This is a genomic window from Rhodococcus sp. Eu-32 (genome assembly GCF_003336925.1).
Lineage (GTDB): Bacteria > Actinomycetota > Actinomycetes > Mycobacteriales > Mycobacteriaceae > Rhodococcoides > Rhodococcoides kyotonensis_B.
Map to the genome: position 1 here is coordinate 1 of NZ_QGNK01000030.1, position 18,255 is coordinate 18,255.

Below are 18,255 nucleotides of genomic sequence, written 5' to 3' on the forward strand. Positions count from 1 at the left end.
CGACAAACGACTCGCCCAAGGCAAAAGCAAACGCGACATCATCCGCTGCCTCAAACGAGCCGTCGCCCGCGAAATGTTCCAGCTACTCACACAAAAAATCGGAAGTTGACACTCATAGGAGCATCACGGGTAGCGCAGCTACCTCAACTACCGCGCTTGATCCACTCCTCGAGGTGCGGTGATTCGTCGCCGATGCTGGTGCCGTCACCGTGGCCGGTGTTCACCTTCGTCTCGGCCGGCAGAGCGAACAACCGGTCCCGGATCGAGCCGATGATCGTCGGGAAGTCCGAATACGACCGACCGGTCGCGCCAGGGCCACCGGAGAACAACGTGTCCCCGGAGAACAACTGCCCCGCCTCGGGCAGATACAGGCACGTCGACCCGGGCGAGTGACCCGGCGTGTGCAACGCGACGATGTCGGTCCCCGCCACCGAGATACGCTGCTCGTCCTCGAGCGTCCCGTGACCGACGCCGGGGTGGGTCTGTTCCCACAGCACGTCGTCGGCCGGATTCAGAAGAATCGGCGCGTCGAGCGCGCGGGACAACTCCGGCGCGACGGTGACATGGTCGTTGTGGCCGTGGGTGCAGACGATCGCCTTCACCGTCCTGCCCCCGACGGCGTCGATGATGGGCCGCGCATCGTGCGCGGCGTCGACGATCACGACCTCGTTGTCGTCGCCGATCAACCAGATGTTGTTGTCGACATCCCACTCACCGCCGTCGAGCGCGAACGTCCCGGACGTGACGACCCTGTCGATACGCAGGCTCATAGTTCGACCACCGATCGCAGTACCTCGCCCTTGTGCATCTTCTCGAACGCGGCCTCGATGTCCTCGATCCCGATTCGCTCGGTCACGAACTTCTCGAGCGGCAACCGTCCCTGCTCGTACAGATCGACCAGCAGCGGGAAGTCCCGCTCGGGCAGGCAATCTCCGTACCACGACGACTTGAGCGACCCACCGCGGGAGAAGAAATCGATCAACGGCATCTCGAGCGTCATCTCCGGCGTCGGCACACCCACCAACACCACGGTGCCCGCGAGATCGCGGCCGTAGAACGCCTGCCGCCACGTCTCGGGACGACCGACCGCATCGATGACGACGTCGGCACCGAAACCACCGGTCAACTCCTGGATGGCCTCGACCGCATCGACCGTCGACGCGTCGACGGTGTGCGTCGCCCCCAGGTCCTTTGCCCACTCGAGCTTGCCCGGATCCCGGTCGACGGCGATGATCGTCGTCGCACCCGCCAGACGCGCACCCGCGATCGCGGCATCGCCGACGCCACCACACCCGATCACCGCGACCGAGTCACCGCGCGAGATGTTGCCGGTGTTCATCGCCGCACCCAACCCGGCCATCACACCGCAGCCGAGCAACCCGACGACTGCAGGATCGGAGTCCGGGTTCACCTTGGTGCACTGGCCCTCGTGGACGAGTGTCTTGTCCGCGAACGCGCCGATACCCAACGCGGGCGATAGTTCGGTGCCGTCTTCGAGGGTCATCTTCTTCGACGCGTTGTGGGTGTCGAAGCAGTACCAGGGCTTGCCCTTCTTGCAGGCCCGGCACTCACCACACACCGCACGCCAGTTCAGGACGACGAAGTCGCCGACCTCGACATGGGTGACCGCGTCGCCGACGGTTTCGACGATCCCGGCTGCCTCGTGCCCGAGCAGGAACGGGAACTCGTCGTTGATGCCACCCTCGCGGTAATGCAGATCGGTATGACACACCCCGCACGCGGAAATCTTCACGACCACGTCGTTCGGACCCGGATCAGGAATCACGATCGTCTCGAGAGACACCGCCTCACCCTTCGCCTTCGCGACGACGGCACGCACCTGCTGTGGCATTGCAACCTCCACTTTCGACTGGATTTGTCTTGACATCAGCCTTCCACAACCCATGCACGTGTAGCGACATACGCACCTCGTGCGGCCCGAGCTGTTCACGAGTTCGTGATCCGGGTGGCACATGGACTTTGCGTCCGAGGAGTACCTATGAGCCATGTCTGCTGCGATGGAATACGACCTCGTCGTGATCGGATCTGGACCCGGCGGCCAGAAGGCGGCAATTGCGGCCGCCAAGCTGGGCAAACGCGTCGCGATCGTCGAAAAGGGCAAGATGCTCGGCGGAGTGTGCGTGAACACGGGAACCATCCCGTCGAAGACGCTGCGCGAGGCCGTGCTGTACCTGACCGGCATGAATCAGCGAGAGCTGTACGGCGCCAGCTACCGCGTCAAAGCCAACATCACCCCCGCCGACCTGCTCGCGCGGACGACGCACGTCATCGGCAAGGAGATCGAGGTCGTCCGATCGCAACTGTTGCGCAATCGGATCGAACTCATCACCGGGACAGGCGCATTTCTCGACCCGCGCACGGTCGTCGTCGACGATCCTCAGCGCGGAGAGCGCATCACGGTGACGGCCAAGAACGTCGTCATCGCGACGGGCACGTCGCCTGCCCGTCCCGCCGACGTCGAGTTCGACGACTACCGGGTTCTCGATTCCGACGGCATCCTGAATCTCGAATTCATCCCGGCATCGATGGTCGTCGTGGGCGCAGGCGTCATCGGCATCGAATACGCGTCGATGTTCGCGGCACTCGGAACCAAGGTGACCGTCGTCGAGAAGCGCGACACGATGCTCGACTTCTGCGACCGCGAGATCGTCGAGTCGCTGCAATTCCATCTGCGCGACCTCGCAGTGACCTTCCGGTTCGGCGAAGCGGTGACCGCCGTCGACGTCGGCCCGTCGGGCACCGTCACGACGCTCGCGAGCGGGAAGCGAATCCCCGCCGAGGCGGTGATGTACTCCGCCGGACGGCAGGGCATGACCCGATCGCTCGATCTCGAGAAGGCGGGACCGGAAGCGGATGCCCGCGGGCGCATCTTCGTCGACGAGAACTTCCAGACGAAGGTCGACCACATCTACGCCGTCGGCGACGTCATCGGCTTCCCCGCGCTCGCGGCGACGTCGATGGATCAGGGCAGGCTCGCCGCGTACCACGCGTTCGGCGAGTCGAGTCAGGGCTTGATGGATCTGCAACCCATCGGCATCTACTCCATTCCGGAGGTGTCGTACGTGGGCGCAACCGAGGTCGAGCTCACCAGGAACTCGGTCCCGTACGAAGTCGGCGTCTCCCGCTATCGCGAGCTCGCCCGCGGCCAGATCGCAGGCGACTCGTACGGGATGCTGAAACTTCTGGTCTCCACCGAGGACAGAACTCTGCTCGGCGTTCACATCTTCGGCTCCGGCGCCACGGATCTGATTCACATCGGCCAAGCCGTCATGGGTTGCGGCGGCACGGTCGACTATCTCGTCGACGCGGTGTTCAACTACCCCACCCTGTCCGAGGCGTACAATGTCGCCGCACTCGACGTCACCAACAAGATCCGTGCGCTGCAGAATTTCGCGGGCCGCGCGTCTCGTCAGGAATGACGCGCGCGGGAATGAACACGGCGACTGCCGCGTTCCTTTCGTACGAATCGAGTCGTGACTACGGGTGCGTTAGGTAGTAGCACTCGTGGGTATTCTGTCGCGAAGTCGGTTTCGCCTTCCGGTGCCGCACCAGCGCCGTCGGCGAGTCTACGAAAGGGGTCCGTGGTGGACGAGAAGTCGAGTATGTACGAACTGGAGTTTCCCGCTCCGCAGACCTCGTCGGGCGACGGCGTCGGCCCCGTTCTCGTTCACGGCCTCGAAGGATTCTCCGACGCGGGCCACGCCGTCCGTCTCGCGACGCAGCACCTGCGCGACACGTTGGAGACGGAGTTGGTGGCGTCGTTCGACGTCGACGAACTGATCGATTACCGCTCGCGGCGTCCGACCATGACGTTCAAGGCCGACCACTTCTCGGATTACGATGCGCCGGAGCTGAATCTGTACGCCGTCAAGGACAACGCCGGGGTGCCGTTCCTTCTGCTGTCGGGTCTGGAGCCGGACCTGCGCTGGGAGAAGTTCACGACGGCGGTGCGCCTTCTGGCGGAGCAGCTGGGCGTTCGCCGCACGATCGGACTCGGGTCGATTCCCATGGCCATCCCGCACACGCGTCCGCTCGGCGTGACGGCGCACTCGTCGGACAAGTCGATGGTGCCGTCGGATCAGAGTTGGTCGGGTGAACTGCAGGTGCCGGGCAGCGTCTCCTCGTTGCTCGAATTCCGGCTCGCGCAGCACGGACACGACTCGATGGGCTTCTCGGTGCACGTGCCGCACTACCTGGCCCAGACCGACTACCCGGCCGCTGCCGAGACACTGCTCGAGAACGTGAGCGAAGCCGGTGACCTGGATCTGCCGCTGGCGGCACTGGGACAGGCCGCAGCGCGCGTACGCGAGCAGGTCGACGAGCACATCACGGGCAACGAAGAAGTTCAGTCGGTCGTCCACGCGCTGGAACGCCAGTACGACACCTACGTCGCCGCGCAGGAGCAGCAGTCGACACTTCTGGCCGGTGACGAGCCGTTGCCGAGTGGGGACGAGCTCGGAGCGGAGTTCGAACGCTTCCTCGCCGAGCAAAGCGGATTCGACTCGGATACCGAGGACACCGATCGCGAGAACTGAACCGACGACCGAACGTGCGTCCGTGTGACTGCTCACACGGACGCACGTATCTTTGTGTGACCGGGAATATGCCGACGACGCGCGAAACATATCTGTAACTACGAATACGCTCTCTTCTCTCGCCGATCGCACGTACTCGTGCGAGAGTCATAGATGTAATTCGAGTCGGAACCGGCGCGACCCAGCCCGTCACGCACCGCGGTCCGGCGCCGAGATACGTGCAAGGACTACAAGAGGCAGCATGAGCACCCTACGCACGCGGAAGCTTCGGCCGGTTCCCGACGCCGAGCCACGCTTGATGTACCGAACCATCCACGGGTACCGCCGCGCCTTTCGTATGGCCGGAGACGGACCTGTCCTGTTGCTCATCCACGGCATCGGCGACAACTCCGAGACGTGGAACGACATCGTCCCGCATCTCGCTCAGAACTACACCGTGATTGCGCCGGATTTGCTGGGTCACGGCAAGTCCGACAAGCCTCGCGCCGACTACTCCGTCGCGGCGTACGCGAACGGGATGCGTGACCTGCTGTCGGTGCTGGGCATAGATCGGGTCACCGTGGTCGGCCACTCCCTCGGCGGCGGCGTCGCAATGCAGTTCGCCTACCAGTTTCCGCACATGGTCGACAGGCTCGTCCTCGTGTCGGCCGGCGGCGTCACCCGAGACGTACACCCGATTCTGCGTCTGGCGTCCATCCCACTCGCCAGCGACGTCGTCAAGGTTCTTCGCGTTCCCGGGGCCATGACGATGATGAAGCTGGCGGGCGACCTCGTCGGAAAGCTGAACCGTTCCCCGTTCCGACCGGGCGCGATGCTGCACGACACTCCCGATCTGGTGCGTGTCCTCAGCGGACTCCCCGATCCGACCGCGCACGAGGCGTACCTGCGCACGCTGCGCGCCGTGGTCGACTGGCGCGGCCAGGTCGTCACGATGCTCGACCGCTGTTACCTGACCGAGAACCTCCCCGTACTGCTCGTCTGGGGTGGCAGCGATTCGGTGATTCCGGTGAGCCATGCGCATCTCGCCCATTCTGCAATGCCCGGCTCCGTCCTCGAGGTCTTCCGTGGATCGGGTCATTTCCCGTTCCGGGACGATCCCATCCGCTTCCTGCAGGTCCTCGAGACGTTCCTGGCGTCCACTCCCCCCTTGGACTTCGACGAGGCACGGTGGCGCAACCTGTTGCTGAACGGCATCGGTGAGGACACGATCACCGGTAGCGCGAGCACGCGCCTCGCCGTACTCGGCGCGATGGGGTCGGACGAGCGCAGCGCGACGTGACAAGGGGCGATGGCGCCTCCCACGCACTCGACCCATAACCTGTAGACGTGCTTCTCACCGATCTCGTCCCCGATCCCACGACCGACGAAGCACAGGACCCGGACACACTGTTCGACGTCTTCACGTCGTGGACCGTCGACCGAGGCCTGACGCTGTATCCCGCGCAGGAAGAGGCGCTCATCGAGCTGGTGTCGGGCTCGAACGTCATCCTCGCGACGCCGACCGGTTCCGGGAAGTCGATGGTGGCCGTCGGTGCGCATTTCGCGGCGATGGCGTCGGGCATTCGGAGCTTCTACACCGCGCCGATCAAGGCACTCGTCAGCGAGAAGTTCTTCGCGCTGTGCGAGATCTTCGGCGCCCAGAACGTCGGAATGATGACGGGCGACGCGTCGGTCAATGCGGGAGCGCCCATCATCTGCGCCACCGCGGAGATCGTCGCGAACCTGGCGTTGCGTCAGGGCGCGAACTCGGACATCGGTCAGGTGATCATGGACGAGTTCCACTACTACTCCGAGCCCGATCGCGGCTGGGCGTGGCAGGTGCCGCTGATCGAACTCCCGAACGCGCAGTTCCTGCTCATGTCCGCCACGCTCGGTGACGTCTCGTTCTTCCGCGACGACCTGACCAGGCGCACCGGCCGCGCGACGACGGTGGTGTCCGGCTCGGAACGCCCTGTCCCGCTGATGTTCTCGTACGTGACGACGCCGATTGGCGAAACCATCGAAGAACTCGTCGACACTCATCTCGCGCCGGTGTACGTCGTGCACTTCACGCAGGCCGCTGCCCTCGAACGTGCGCAGGCTCTGACGAGCGTCAACGTCGCGTCGAAAGAGGAGAAGCAACAGATCGCCGACGCGATCGGCCAGTTCCGCTTCACGACGGGCTTCGGAAAGACGTTGTCTCGCTTGGTCCGTCACGGCATCGGCGTCCATCACGCGGGCATGCTGCCGAAATATCGACGCCTCGTCGAGAAGCTCGCGCAGGACGGCCTGCTCAAGGTCATCTGCGGCACGGACACTCTCGGCGTGGGAATCAACGTGCCCATCCGAACGGTGCTGTTCACCGGACTGACCAAGTACGACGGCGTCCGCACCCGGCAGCTACGTGCGAGGGAATTCCACCAGATCGCAGGCCGGGCCGGACGAGCCGGATACGACACGTTGGGAACCGTCGTCGTCGAGGCTCCCGAGCACGACATCGAGAACGCGCGACTGATCGCCAAGGCCGGTGACGACCCGAAGAAACTCAAGCGCGTCCAACGCAAGAAAGCGCCGGACGGATTCGTCTCGTGGGGCGAGCCGACGTTCGACCGGATCGTCGCCGCCAGCCCCGAGCCGCTGCAGTCGCGGTTCGCCGTCAGCAACTCGATGTTGCTCAATGTCATTGCGCGACCCGGCAATTGCTTCGACGCGATGCGCCACCTGCTCGAGGACAATCACGAGAGCCGACCTGCGCAGCGTAGGCACATCCTTCGGGCGATCACGTTGTATCGAGGACTCGTGGCCGCGGGGATCGTGGAGCAACTCGACGAGACGGACGCCGATGGCAGGCATGCTCGGTTGACGGTCGATCTGCAGCCGGACTTCGCCCTGAACCAGCCACTGTCCCCGTTCGCACTGGCAACCTTCGAACTGCTCGACGCCGAATCGCCGACGCATGCCCTCGACGTCGTCTCGGTCATCGAAGCGACGCTCGACGATCCCCGCCAGATCCTGATGGCGCAGCAGCACGCGGCCCGAGGTGAAGCCGTCGCACAGATGAAGGCCGACGGTATCGAGTACGACGAGCGCATGGAGTTGCTGGAAGAGGTCACGTGGCCGAAACCCCTTGCCGAGCTTCTCGTTCCGGCGTTCGAGATCTATCGCGGTGGCCACCCGTGGGTGAGCGAGTTCGCGCTGTCGCCGAAGACCGTCGTTCGCGACATGATCGAACGAACGATGACGTTCGCCGAGTTGATCAGCCACTACGGACTGACTCGTTCCGAGGGCCTCGTGCTGCGGTATCTCGCCGACGCGTATCGCGCATTGCGCCAGACGGTACCTCCCGAGGCCAGGACCGAGGAAGTGCAGGACATCACCGAATGGCTCGGAGAGCTTGTGCGTCAAGTCGATTCGAGCCTGCTGGACGAGTGGGAGAACCTCACCGATCCGGGTGAGGAGCCGGAGGCGAAACCCGAAGCCTACGGCGGGGATTCGCCGAGGCCGATCTCGGCCAACCCGCGCGCGTTCCGTGTCATGGTCCGCAACGCGATGTTCAAGCGCGTCGAGCTCGCCGCCGCAGGTCGGTGGGCGGCGCTCGACGAGCTCGACGACGGGCCGGACTGGGAGGCCGAGCTCGCGCCGTTCTTCGACGAGTACGGCGAGCTGGGCACCGGTCCGTCGGCGCGCGGCCCCGCTCTGTTCGATCTCACCGTCGGGCCGAACCGCACGACGGTTCGGCAGATTCTGGAAGATCCCGAAGGCGATCAGGGCTGGTCGTTGAATGCCGTGGTCGACGTCGACGAATCGAACGCATCAGGCGAGATCGTGTTCGACGAGGTGACGATCACCGCGGGCTGACATTCAGGCGTGCAGACCGGCGCCGATGGACGAGATCGATGCCGCGATGGCACCGTACTCTTCGGCGCGTGCACTCGAGGCGCGGTAGACGAGCCCCATCGTGCGCCCGGGCTTCGGATCGGCGAACTCGGCGACGCCCAGATTTCCCTTGGCCGTCTCGACCGCGACAGCCGACCGGGGCACGAGCGTCACGCCGAGCCCGCCCGCGACGCACTGCACGACCGTCGCCAGTGACGTCGCGCGTGTGTCGCCGGCCGCGGGAACGGCGTCGACGGAACGACACAGATCGAGCGTCTGGTCGCGCAGGCAATGCCCTTCGTCCAACAGCAGTATCGGCTGATCGACGAGAGCCGACAACGTCAGATCCGTACGACCGTCGAGAGGATGCCCCGAGGGCACGATCAGCACGAAATCCTCGCTGTACAAGGGCAGATCGACGACTCCGGACTCCTCGGTCGGCAAGGCGAGAACGGCGGCCTCTATCGCGCCCGAACGCAACGACGCGAGGAGGCGCTCGGTCCGATCCTCGACGATGAACGGCTCCAGCGCCGGATACTCACGGCGCAGCGCCGGCAGCAGCGCGGGCAGGACGTACGGCGCAACCGTCGGAATGAGACCCAGTCGAAGCGGTCCGGACAGCCCACCGCCCAATCCCGACGCCGCCACCGTGAACCCGTCGGCGGCCTCGAGCGTGGCCCGCGCGCGGTCGAGCAATTGGCTTCCGGCCGTCGTCATGAGGACTTTGCGTGTGCTGCGTTCCACGAGTTGCACCCCGAGGCCCTGTTCCAACGACGCGAGCGCCTGCGACAGCGTCGGCTGGCTGACCTTCAGTCGTGCCGCGGCCGTTCCGAAGTGCCGGTGCTCGGCCACGGCGACGAACGCACGCAGTTGCGACAGCGTGGGTTGGAAACTTTGATCAGCCATGCCTATCAGTTTAGCGAGGGCTATCGCCTGCGCCTTTGGTAGATTCCCCGACATGAGTATCGACGTGGCAGTCGTTCGCGTGTTCACCGACGACGCAGGCCGGTACGGCAATCCGCTCGGAATCGTCCGCAGCCACGCCGTGCCGCCCGCCGAGCGTCAGTCGCTGGCCACCGAACTCGGCTTCAGCGAGACGATCTTCGTCGACCACGACGGCGGGTCGACGGCATCCGCCGCCATCTTCACTCCCGCCGTCGAACTCCCGTTCGCGGGGCACCCGACCGTCGGCCTGTCGTGGTGGCTCGGCGCGCAGGGGCACCCGATCGACACCCTCGTCGTCCCTGCCGGAGAGCTGCAGGTGACCTACGGTGACGGCACGACGGCGGTGCGGGCACGAGCCGACTGGGCTCCGGAGTTCACGATGCATCCGTTGACGACCGTCGACGAGGTCGAGTCGGTCGACCCGTCGACCTTCACCGAAGGGCACCACTACGTGTGGGCATGGATGGACGCCGAACACGAGGCGATACGTTCGCGAATGTTCGCGCCCGAGATGGGGATTGCCGAGGACGAAGCGACCGGCGCGGCAGCAGTTCGCATCACCGCCTCGCTGGGACTGGGGATCCGCATTCACCAAGGCCGCGGATCGAGGCTGCTGACGACCTGTCTGGACGACGGCTGGATCGAGCTGGGCGGCCGGACCGTCGCGGACTCGTCGATCACCGTGCGGTAGGAGATTCTTCGTGCGGCACGTCGACAGCGATCTCGTCACCCAGCGTGACGCCGTCGGCCAGCGGTAACCGATCGCCGCTCCAGAATTTGCCCGGGTCGAACCAGTTCGCCTTCTTGTGCCCGGCGAGCAGGCCCATCGACTCGTACGTCGTCGCAACCACTTCCGCGCAGTAGGCCGTCTCGATCGCGGCCGAGGGCTCCTGCCGCCGAATCAACGTGGGGACGCGTCCTTTGAACCAGCGCCCCGCCAACTTCGCCGTCGTCGGAAACGCGGTGCCGTCCATGCGAGCGATGGTCCGCATCAACGCATCTTCCTGCTCTCGTGTCACGGCCGTCCCCAATTGCCGCAGCCAGCACCGCTGTTCGTATTTCAGCGTCCACTGAAGCACGGCAGCGCGAAGATCGTGCAGTTGCACACCGCGCTGGAAATTGCCGGTCCACATGTCCTGCAACGACTTTCCCAGCTCCGCATGCCACATCAGCGGAGGCAGATCGTCCACGACGACGGCCATCCCCACATGGTTGACGGGACTGTTCGTCAGAGTTTGAATCGCCCTGTCGGCCGCCGAACGGCCACGGAAGATCCAGATGTCACCGGTCCTGGTCGCGTCCACCGCTGTATCCAGATCGATTCGCGACGCATTCATACGGTCGAGCTTAACCAGTACGGTAAAGCCATGAAGCTGTGGAAGATCCTGGGCCTCGCGGGCGTCGCGGGCGTCGCCGCCACCGGGGCTCTCGTCGTGCGATCGGAACGTGCGCGGCGCGCCTACGCCCCCGACGAGGTTCGGCAGGAGTTGCACAAGCGGTTCGCGGAGGCATCGGCCGCAACGCCCGACGCCCCCGCTTCCCCGACGGGGTTGCACCGCTTGCGCTCTCGGTTCAGCCGAGCGCGCTGAGAATTCGTCCCGCGAGTTCCTCGACTTCGGCGTCGGTCATCACGGACGACGGCGAGATCTGCATCGCACCCTGGCCTGCGGCACGCCCGGACACGCCGTGCTCGCGCAGCGTCCCGACGAACGGCAGTGCCTCGGCCGGATCGGCGAGTTGCACCGCGGCGACGGCACCGAGGCCACTGCGCACCTCTTGGACGCGCGGATGGTCGGCGAGCGGCGCGAGATGAGTGTGGAGCGACGTCTCGAGACGCGCCGACTCCTGCAGCAGGTTCTCGCGTTCCATGATGTCGAGCGTCGCCATCGCGGCGGCCGCAGCGCCCGCATGGCCGCCGTACGTGTAGCCGTGGCGCCACCAGACCCCACCGGAGAAGAACGGTTCGGCGATGTGCGGCGCGACGAACACCGCACCCATCGGCACGTAGCCCGACGTCAGGCCCTTGGCCGTCGTCATCAGGTCCGGCTGCAGATCGAAGCGCGTCGACGCGAACCACGACCCGCCGATGCGACCGAATCCCGTCACCACCTCGTCGGCGACGAACAGAACGTCGTGGTCGCGGCAGATCTGACGCACTTCCTGCAGATATCCCTGCGGGGGCAGATAGACGCCACCCGCGCCGATGATCGGCTCGCAGAAGAACGCGGCGATCTGGTCCGCGCCTACTTCCTCGATCAGCGCGAGCAAGGCCTTCGCATCGTCCCAGGCCACCGTCCGTGCGTCGGGCATCAGTTCACCGTAGTTCTCACGGTTGACCGGAATGCCCGCCAAGGCGGTGCCGGCGACGTGCATGCCGTGATACGCCTTCTGACGGCCGACGATGAGCTTCTTCCCGGGCTTTCCCGTCTCGTGCCAGTACCTCCGGGCGAGCTTCGCTGCGGTGTCGATCGAATCGGAACCGCCGGAGGTGAAGAACACCTTGCTGCCCGCGACCGGCGCGATCTCGCCGAGTCGTTCCGCCAATGCGAGTGTCGTCTCGGGGACGAAGTCGCCGAAGTTCGAGTAATGCGCCAGCGACCCGAGCTGGGCTGCGACGGCGTCGGCGATCTCACGACGCCCGTGCCCGACGTTCGTGAACCACAGGCCGGCGGTGGCATCGAGGTACTTGTTGCCCTCACGATCCCAGATGTAGGCACCCTCGCCGCGCGATACGACGAACGGCCCCTTGGAGGTGACTGCGCCCATGTCGGCGAAGCCGTGCCACAGCGCGGAATGGGTGGATTCGTAGGTCGGCTCGGCCGGAGTAGACATGCCCGAGAGCTTAGTCGGACCCCGTTCGTCGAGTATGAGCCGTCTCTCCACTCGGCACCGAGTCGTTCCGCGGCGTTCACCACACGAGGGGAAGTCGGTTCGACCGATTATCCTGAAGGCAGCATGTCTACTGAAACCGTCTCGCACCGTCGTCGCACCCTCACCGCTCGTCTCGAGGGTGTCACGCTGCGCGACGAACATCGCCTCCGTCGTCGGCTCGACCGGGCACGCACCGACGACGCACTGAACGCGATCGAGAGCGACGTCGCGCGCGCCGAGCTCGTGGTGGCGAACCGTCGCACGGCAGTTCCCGTCGTCGAATATCCCGAATCTCTTCCGGTCAGCCAACGCAAGGACGACATCGCGGCTGCGATCGAGCAGCATCAGGTGGTCGTCGTCGCGGGTGAGACCGGATCGGGCAAGACGACGCAGATTCCGAAGATCTGCCTCGAACTCGGCCGCGGTGTTCGAGGGTCCATCGGCCACACCCAGCCGAGGCGTCTCGCGGCCCGCACTGTCGCCGAACGCATCGCCGAGGAAGTGGGCCAGGACATCGGCGAAACTGTCGGCTACAAGGTGCGTTTCACCGACCAGTCCTCGGATTCGACGCTCGTCAAACTGATGACCGACGGCATTCTGCTCGCCGAGATCCAGCGCGACCGGCTGCTGCGACAGTACGACACGCTCATCATCGACGAAGCCCACGAACGCAGCCTGAACATCGACTTCATTCTCGGGTACCTCGCTCAGCTCCTCCCCCGCCGCCCCGATCTCAAGGTGATCATCACGTCGGCGACGATCGACCCCGAACGTTTCGCACAGCACTTCGCTCGTGACGGAGTTCCGGCCCCGATCATCGAGGTCTCCGGTCGAACGTTCCCGGTCGAGATGCGTTATCGCCCTTTGTCGGTCGACGTCGGCGACACGACGATCGATCTCGATCCCGTCGACGCGACGTGCGACGCCGTCGACGAGCTGCTCGGCGAGGGCGACGGCGACATCCTGGTGTTCCTGTCCGGCGAACGCGAGATTCGAGACACCGCGGATGCACTGCGGGACCGGAAACTACGCAACACCGAGATCGTTCCGTTGTATGCGCGCCTGTCCGCGGCCGAGCAGCACCGGGTGTTCACGCCGCACACGGGACGGCGAGTCGTGTTGTCCACCAACGTCGCCGAGACGTCACTGACCGTGCCCGGCATTCGCTACGTCGTGGATCCGGGCACCGCTCGCATCTCGCGGTACTCGATACGCACCAAGGTGCAGCGCCTTCCGATCGAGAAGATCTCCCAGGCGTCCGCACGGCAGCGCGCAGGCCGTTGCGGTCGCGTGGCGGACGGCATCTGCATTCGGCTGTACTCCGAGGAAGACTTCGAGGCCAGGCCCCACTTCACCGAGCCGGAGATCCTGCGTACCAACCTCGCGTCGGTGATTCTGCAGATGACGTCCCTCGGCCTCGGAAAGATAGACCAGTTCCCGTTCGTCGAGCCGCCGGACCCGCGGAGCATTCGCGACGGCGTCGGACTTCTCGAAGAGCTGGGAGCGCTCACGGCCGGGAAGAGCGGCGAACCGGAGCTCACCCCGATCGGACGTGAACTCGCGCAACTCCCCGTCGATCCGCGAATGGCGCGGATGCTCGTCGAAGCCAATGCCACAGGCGCGCTCGCGGACGCGCTGGTCGTCGTCTCCGCGCTGTCGATCCAGGACGTCCGAGAGCGGCCGGCCGAGCATCAACAGGCTGCCGACGAGAAGCATGCACGGTTCGCGGTCGAGAACTCCGACTTCCTCGCCTACATCGAGTTGTGGAAGTACCTGCGCGAACAACGAAACGAATTGTCGTCGAACCAGTTTCGACGCATGTGTCGTAACGAGTTCCTGCACTACCTGCGCATTCGGGAATGGCAAGACCTGCACGGTCAGCTACGTCAGATCACGCGCGGACTCGGCTGGACCGTCCCCGAGAACGAAAGCACTCCGGTGGCACTGCACCAAGCGTTGCTGTCCGGTCTGCTGTCGCATATCGGACTACGCGAGGGCGAGAAGCGTGAGTTTCTCGGCGCCCGCGGTACCCACTTCGCGATCTTCCCCGGATCGGGGTTGTTCAAGAAACCGCCGCGTTGGGTGATGGCAGCCGAATTGGTCGAGACGGGGCGATTGTGGGGCCGGATGGCCGCCCGCATCGAACCCGAATGGGCCGAACGCCTCGCCCCGCATCTGGTGAAGCGGACGTACTCCGAACCGCATTGGTCCATCAAACGACAGACCGCGATGGCCTACGAGCGTGTCACGCTGTACGGCATCCCGCTCGTGACGGGACGTCCGGTGAACTATCACCGCATCGACCCGGAGATCTCGCGCGAACTGTTCATCAGACATGCTCTCGTACAGGGTGAGTGGAAGACACAGCATCCGTTCTTCCACAAGAACCGCACGCTGCTCGAGGACGTCGGAGAACTCGAGAACCGAGCTCGACGGCGTGACATCGTCGTCGACGACGACGCACTGTTCGACTTCTACGACGCCCGAGTCGGAAAAGAGGCGGTGTCGGCACGCCACTTCGACACGTGGTGGAAAAAGGCGCGCAAGGCCGCTCCGGAACTTCTGGACTTCACCGCTGCCACTGTCGTCAACCCCGACGCGGCCTCGGTCCTCGGTGGGGACTACCCGGATGCGTGGCGACAGGGCGAAATTCAATTCCCACTCACGTACCAGTTCGAACCGGGATCGGAGGCGGACGGCGTCACCGCCCGCATTCCGATCGCGCTCCTCGCGCAGGTGCAGCCCGTGGGCTTCGACTGGCTGGTCCCCGGTATGCGCGCCGAGTTGGTGGCGACACTCATCAAGCTTCTTCCGAAGGCACTGCGTCGCAACGTCGTTCCGGCACCGGATTTCGCCGCTGCGGCATTGAGGTCGATGAAGCCCAGGTCGGAGCCCGTCGTCACGGCCCTCGCGAGGGAGCTTTCCCGCCTCGGCGCGTGCCGCATCGACCCGACGGACTTCGACGTGGCGTCGTTGCCGCCGCATCTGCACATGACCTTCGTCGCGGTCGACGGGAGCGGCACCGTTCTCGGCTCCGACAAGGACCTGGTTCGGCTGCGAAAGACGTTGTCGCCGCGCGTCGATCGCGAGGTCGCAAGTGCCGTCGGACAGGCCGAACGCGCACCGACACTGGCCTGGACGTCGTCCTCGCTCGGCACGTTGGAGGACACCGTCACCCGGTCCGTCGGCGGGCAGACCGTCACGGGCTACCCCGCGCTCGTTCCCGAGAACGGTGGTGTGGCCGTGCGTGTGTTGAGCACACCCGCTCAGCAGCGCGCGTCGATGCGGGACGGAACACGCGCCCTCCTGCTCGAGTCCGCGCCCCGGGGCACCAAAGCGTTGCTCGCGGGCATTCCGACGAAGGAACGTCTCGCGCTCGGACAGAACCCGTACGGCAGCGTCGAGGCACTGCTCGAGGACTGCCGCCGAACCGCCGTCGACGAAGCGATGATGGCGCACGGCGGTCCGGTGCGCAGCCCCGAGAAGTTCGCCGCACTGTCGAAGGCGGTCAACGCAGACACCGCAGCCCGCACGTCCCGGATCGTCGCGCTCGTGCGGCCGATTCTGACTGCCGCGATGGAACTTCGATCGATCCTGGACACGAAGAAGGGCGATGCCGCCGACGACGTCCGTGAGCAACTCGACGGTCTGGTGTTCGACGGCTTCGTCTTCGAGTTCGGGTCCGCTCGTCTCGCGGACATTCCTCGCTACCTGCAGGGCGCAACCGCTCGCCTGAAGTCGTTGCCGAGCAGCGCGTCTCGTGACGATGCGGGCATGGATGTGCTGGATCGCGTCTACGACGCGTACGACCGCCTGCTGAAGTCGCTACCCGAGGCACGACAGAGGAGTTCGGCCGTCCAGGACGTGTTCTGGTCTATCGAGGAACTTCGCATCGGCCTGTTCGCGCAGGGGATTCGAACTGCCTATCCGGTGTCCGAGAAACGAATCATGAAGGCGATGGACGCAGTCAGTCGCTGACGCCGGCCTCGCGATGCGCGCGCAATTCGAGGATCTCCTTCTCGAAATCCTCGGCCGAGCTGAAGGATCGGTACACGGACGCGAAGCGCAAGTAGGCTACTTCGTCGAGATCGCGGAGTGGGCCGAGAATGGCCAATCCGACCTCGTGGCTGGGAATTTCGGCGGATCCGGACGCACGAACCGCGTCCTCCACCTGCTGAGCCAGGAGGTTCAACGCGTCGTTGTCGACATCCCGGCCCTGGCACGCGCGCCGCACACCTTTGACGACCTTCTCGCGGCTGAACGGCTCGGTGACGCCGCTGCGCTTCACGACCGCGAGGACCGCTGTTTCGACGGTGGTGAACCGACGACCGCATTCCGGGCACGACCGACGCCGACGAATCGCCTGGCCTTCGTCCGCCTCGCGGGAATCCACCACGCGCGAATCAGGGTGCCTGCAGAACGGGCAATGCATGTCGGAGCCTCCGTCGTAGCCGATGCACTCCCCGCCATCACCGGTCGAACGCGGAGGACCCGTGAAACACCTAGGACGCACGGGAGGTGCAGGCTCCGAGAATACTCGGAGCGCTACGTGCTGAACTCGATCACCCGTCTGGGACGGAAAGCCGACCACCGGCGACATGACGAGATCATTCTCCCGTGGCCGACGGTACGACGTGCTCCACCGATTGACTGGGCGGCTGCGACGCCGGTTCGAGCTGCCCCGCGCGGAGGTTGGCGAGCCCGACCAGCGCGAGGATCACCACTGCGGTACCCACGACGCCTGCCACGGTGGCCTGCCACGAGATCGACTGATCGGAACGGCGTTCTTCGACGCACGAGTCCGCGTACGCACCCATCGACGACGGCTGATGTGCCGACGGGGCCGAGTGCACGTAGCGACGTCGCGCGGGCGTTGCGCGTCGACGGGAGGGACGCGCGACCGGGCGGACCACCCGAGGGTCTGAAACCGTGATGCTCATCGAGATCTCCACTGCTGTCGACGATGATCGAACACTTGCCTTCGTTCCATTCGATCAGGCGTTCGATGAACGCTTGTTCGAAGTTCTATCACGCGGGTCCGACAAAGTCAGTAGAAAATGCGACACGGATCGAACAGATGTTTGATCGAACAGCGTCGACGGGCTAGATTCGTGTCAGAAACCACACGTCACACCGGCACCACTCGAAATGGCGTCACAGAACCACAGGCGACAGCCACACCAGCATCGGCAACGCACGCCGAGACGGCAGGAGGATGCACGTATGAAGGACGAGACCTCGTCAGGGTCTACACCGGCACCGAAGTCCGCCGGATCCAGGTCTGCCGGCAAGAGTTCGGCGGGCAAGCCTGCCGCCGTGCCGACGGCGAAGGCCTTCGAAGGAGAAGGCACCGACATCAACGCGGGGCTCACGGAGCGTCAGCGCAAGGTACTCGAGGTCATTCGCGCATCGGTCACCGAGCGCGGGTACCCGCCGAGCATCCGTGAGATCGGTGACGCGGTCGGTCTGACGTCGACGTCGTCGGTCGCCCATCAGCTGCGGACGCTCGAACGCAAGGGATTCCTGCGCCGTGACGCGAACCGTCCCCGTGCGGTGGATGTTCGCGGACTCGACGAGGTGCAGGCCGATCACGCAGCCGCCGTCGCCGACGGTTCGGCTGCCGCCGAGGATCAGCTGCCGACACCCACGTTCGTGCCCGTCCTCGGACGTATCGCCGCCGGTGGCCCGATTCTCGCCGAGGAAGCCGTCGAGGACGTCTTTCCGCTGCCCCGCGAACTCGTCGGCCAGGGGTCGTTGTTCCTTCTCAAGGTCGTCGGCGAGTCGATGATCGACGCCGCGATCTGCGACGGCGACTGGGTGGTCGTACGGCAGCAGAGCGTGGCCGACAACGGCGACATCGTCGCGGCGATGATCGACGGCGAGGCCACCGTGAAGACGTTCAAGCGGTCGAAGGGCGATATCTGGCTCATGCCGCACAACCCATTGTTCGAACCCATTCCGGGCAACGACGCCGCAATCCTGGGCAAGGTCGTCACCGTGATGCGCAAGCTCTGATTCCACGAACGAC

General features: G+C 65.2%; 15 protein-coding genes. 8 read left to right on the forward strand and 7 right to left on the reverse strand.

What is annotated here, in order from left to right:
* Window positions 1-143: 143 nt before the first annotated feature.
* Both DK926_RS24430 and DK926_RS24435 read right to left on the reverse strand, forming a co-directional pair.
* Entirely contained in the window at window positions 144-770 is a 627-nt protein-coding gene (locus DK926_RS24430) for an MBL fold metallo-hydrolase (RefSeq protein ID WP_114332559.1), read from the reverse strand.
* Entirely contained in the window at window positions 767-1,852 is a 1,086-nt protein-coding gene (locus DK926_RS24435) for an S-(hydroxymethyl)mycothiol dehydrogenase (RefSeq protein ID WP_114332560.1), read from the reverse strand. The genes DK926_RS24430 and DK926_RS24435 overlap by 4 nt, the downstream gene beginning before the upstream one ends.
* A 154-nt stretch (window positions 1,853-2,006) precedes the next feature.
* Between DK926_RS24435 and sthA the strand changes: the two genes are divergently transcribed.
* From sthA to DK926_RS24455, 4 genes are all read left to right on the forward strand, one after another.
* Window positions 2,007-3,440: a Si-specific NAD(P)(+) transhydrogenase gene (gene sthA, locus DK926_RS24440; protein ID WP_114332561.1), complete on the forward strand. Its 1,434-nt coding sequence runs from the start codon at window positions 2,007-2,009 to the stop codon at window positions 3,438-3,440.
* 165 nt (window positions 3,441-3,605) lie between these two features.
* A complete protein-coding gene (locus tag DK926_RS24445) occupies window positions 3,606-4,556 on the forward strand; it encodes a PAC2 family protein (protein WP_114332562.1) in 951 nt (316 codons plus the stop codon).
* A gap of 241 nt (window positions 4,557-4,797) precedes the next feature.
* Complete coding sequence (locus DK926_RS24450; RefSeq protein ID WP_114332563.1) at window positions 4,798-5,835, forward strand: alpha/beta hydrolase; 1,038 nt, start codon at window positions 4,798-4,800, stop codon at window positions 5,833-5,835.
* Window positions 5,836-5,882: 47 nt separating this feature from the next.
* On the forward strand, window positions 5,883-8,393 hold the full coding sequence (locus tag DK926_RS24455) for a DEAD/DEAH box helicase (RefSeq protein ID WP_114332564.1): 2,511 nt from the start codon (window positions 5,883-5,885) through the stop codon (window positions 8,391-8,393).
* A gap of 3 nt (window positions 8,394-8,396) precedes the next feature.
* Here the strand turns inward: DK926_RS24455 and DK926_RS24460 are convergent, their stop codons facing one another.
* The gene (locus tag DK926_RS24460) at window positions 8,397-9,317 is read right to left on the reverse strand and encodes a hydrogen peroxide-inducible genes activator (RefSeq protein WP_114332565.1); all 921 of its coding nucleotides are present in this window, start codon (window positions 9,315-9,317) and stop codon (window positions 8,397-8,399) included.
* 52 nt (window positions 9,318-9,369) lie between these two features.
* Between DK926_RS24460 and DK926_RS24465 the strand changes: the two genes are divergently transcribed.
* The gene (locus DK926_RS24465) at window positions 9,370-10,047 is read left to right on the forward strand and encodes a PhzF family phenazine biosynthesis protein (protein ID WP_068428957.1); all 678 of its coding nucleotides are present in this window, start codon (window positions 9,370-9,372) and stop codon (window positions 10,045-10,047) included.
* Here the strand turns inward: DK926_RS24465 and DK926_RS24470 are convergent.
* Window positions 10,034-10,693, reverse strand: coding sequence for a hypothetical protein (locus DK926_RS24470; RefSeq protein WP_114332566.1), 660 nt, complete (start codon window positions 10,691-10,693; stop codon window positions 10,034-10,036). The genes DK926_RS24465 and DK926_RS24470 overlap by 14 nt on opposite strands.
* 30 nt (window positions 10,694-10,723) lie before the next feature.
* On the opposite strand from DK926_RS24470, the gene DK926_RS24475 reads away from it, so the two are divergent.
* The gene (locus tag DK926_RS24475; protein WP_068428952.1) at window positions 10,724-10,945 is read left to right on the forward strand and encodes a hypothetical protein; all 222 of its coding nucleotides are present in this window, start codon (window positions 10,724-10,726) and stop codon (window positions 10,943-10,945) included.
* Here DK926_RS24475 and DK926_RS24480 read toward each other — a convergent pair.
* Window positions 10,929-12,188 carry an aminotransferase class III-fold pyridoxal phosphate-dependent enzyme gene (locus DK926_RS24480; RefSeq protein ID WP_114332567.1) on the reverse strand — a complete coding sequence of 420 codons (1,260 nt, stop codon included), beginning with the start codon at window positions 12,186-12,188 and terminating at the stop codon, window positions 10,929-10,931. The two genes, DK926_RS24475 and DK926_RS24480, sit on opposite strands and share 17 nt — an antisense overlap.
* Before the next feature lie 123 nt (window positions 12,189-12,311).
* On the opposite strand from DK926_RS24480, the gene hrpA reads away from it, so the two are divergent.
* Window positions 12,312-16,205: an ATP-dependent RNA helicase HrpA gene (hrpA, locus tag DK926_RS24485; RefSeq protein WP_114332568.1), complete on the forward strand. Its 3,894-nt coding sequence runs from the start codon at window positions 12,312-12,314 to the stop codon at window positions 16,203-16,205.
* Here hrpA and nrdR read toward each other — a convergent pair.
* Together nrdR and DK926_RS24495 are read right to left on the reverse strand one after the other, a co-directional pair.
* The gene (nrdR, locus tag DK926_RS24490) at window positions 16,195-16,659 is read right to left on the reverse strand and encodes a transcriptional regulator NrdR (RefSeq protein ID WP_068428940.1); all 465 of its coding nucleotides are present in this window, start codon (window positions 16,657-16,659) and stop codon (window positions 16,195-16,197) included. The genes hrpA and nrdR overlap by 11 nt on opposite strands.
* A 175-nt stretch (window positions 16,660-16,834) precedes the next feature.
* Window positions 16,835-17,167, reverse strand: a complete 333-nt coding sequence (locus tag DK926_RS24495; protein WP_125833460.1) for a hypothetical protein — start codon at window positions 17,165-17,167, stop codon at window positions 16,835-16,837.
* A gap of 283 nt (window positions 17,168-17,450) precedes the next feature.
* On the opposite strand from DK926_RS24495, the gene lexA reads away from it, so the two are divergent.
* A complete protein-coding gene (lexA, locus tag DK926_RS24500) occupies window positions 17,451-18,242 on the forward strand; it encodes a transcriptional repressor LexA (RefSeq protein ID WP_206030689.1) in 792 nt (263 codons plus the stop codon).
* Window positions 18,243-18,255 lie beyond the last annotated feature (13 nt).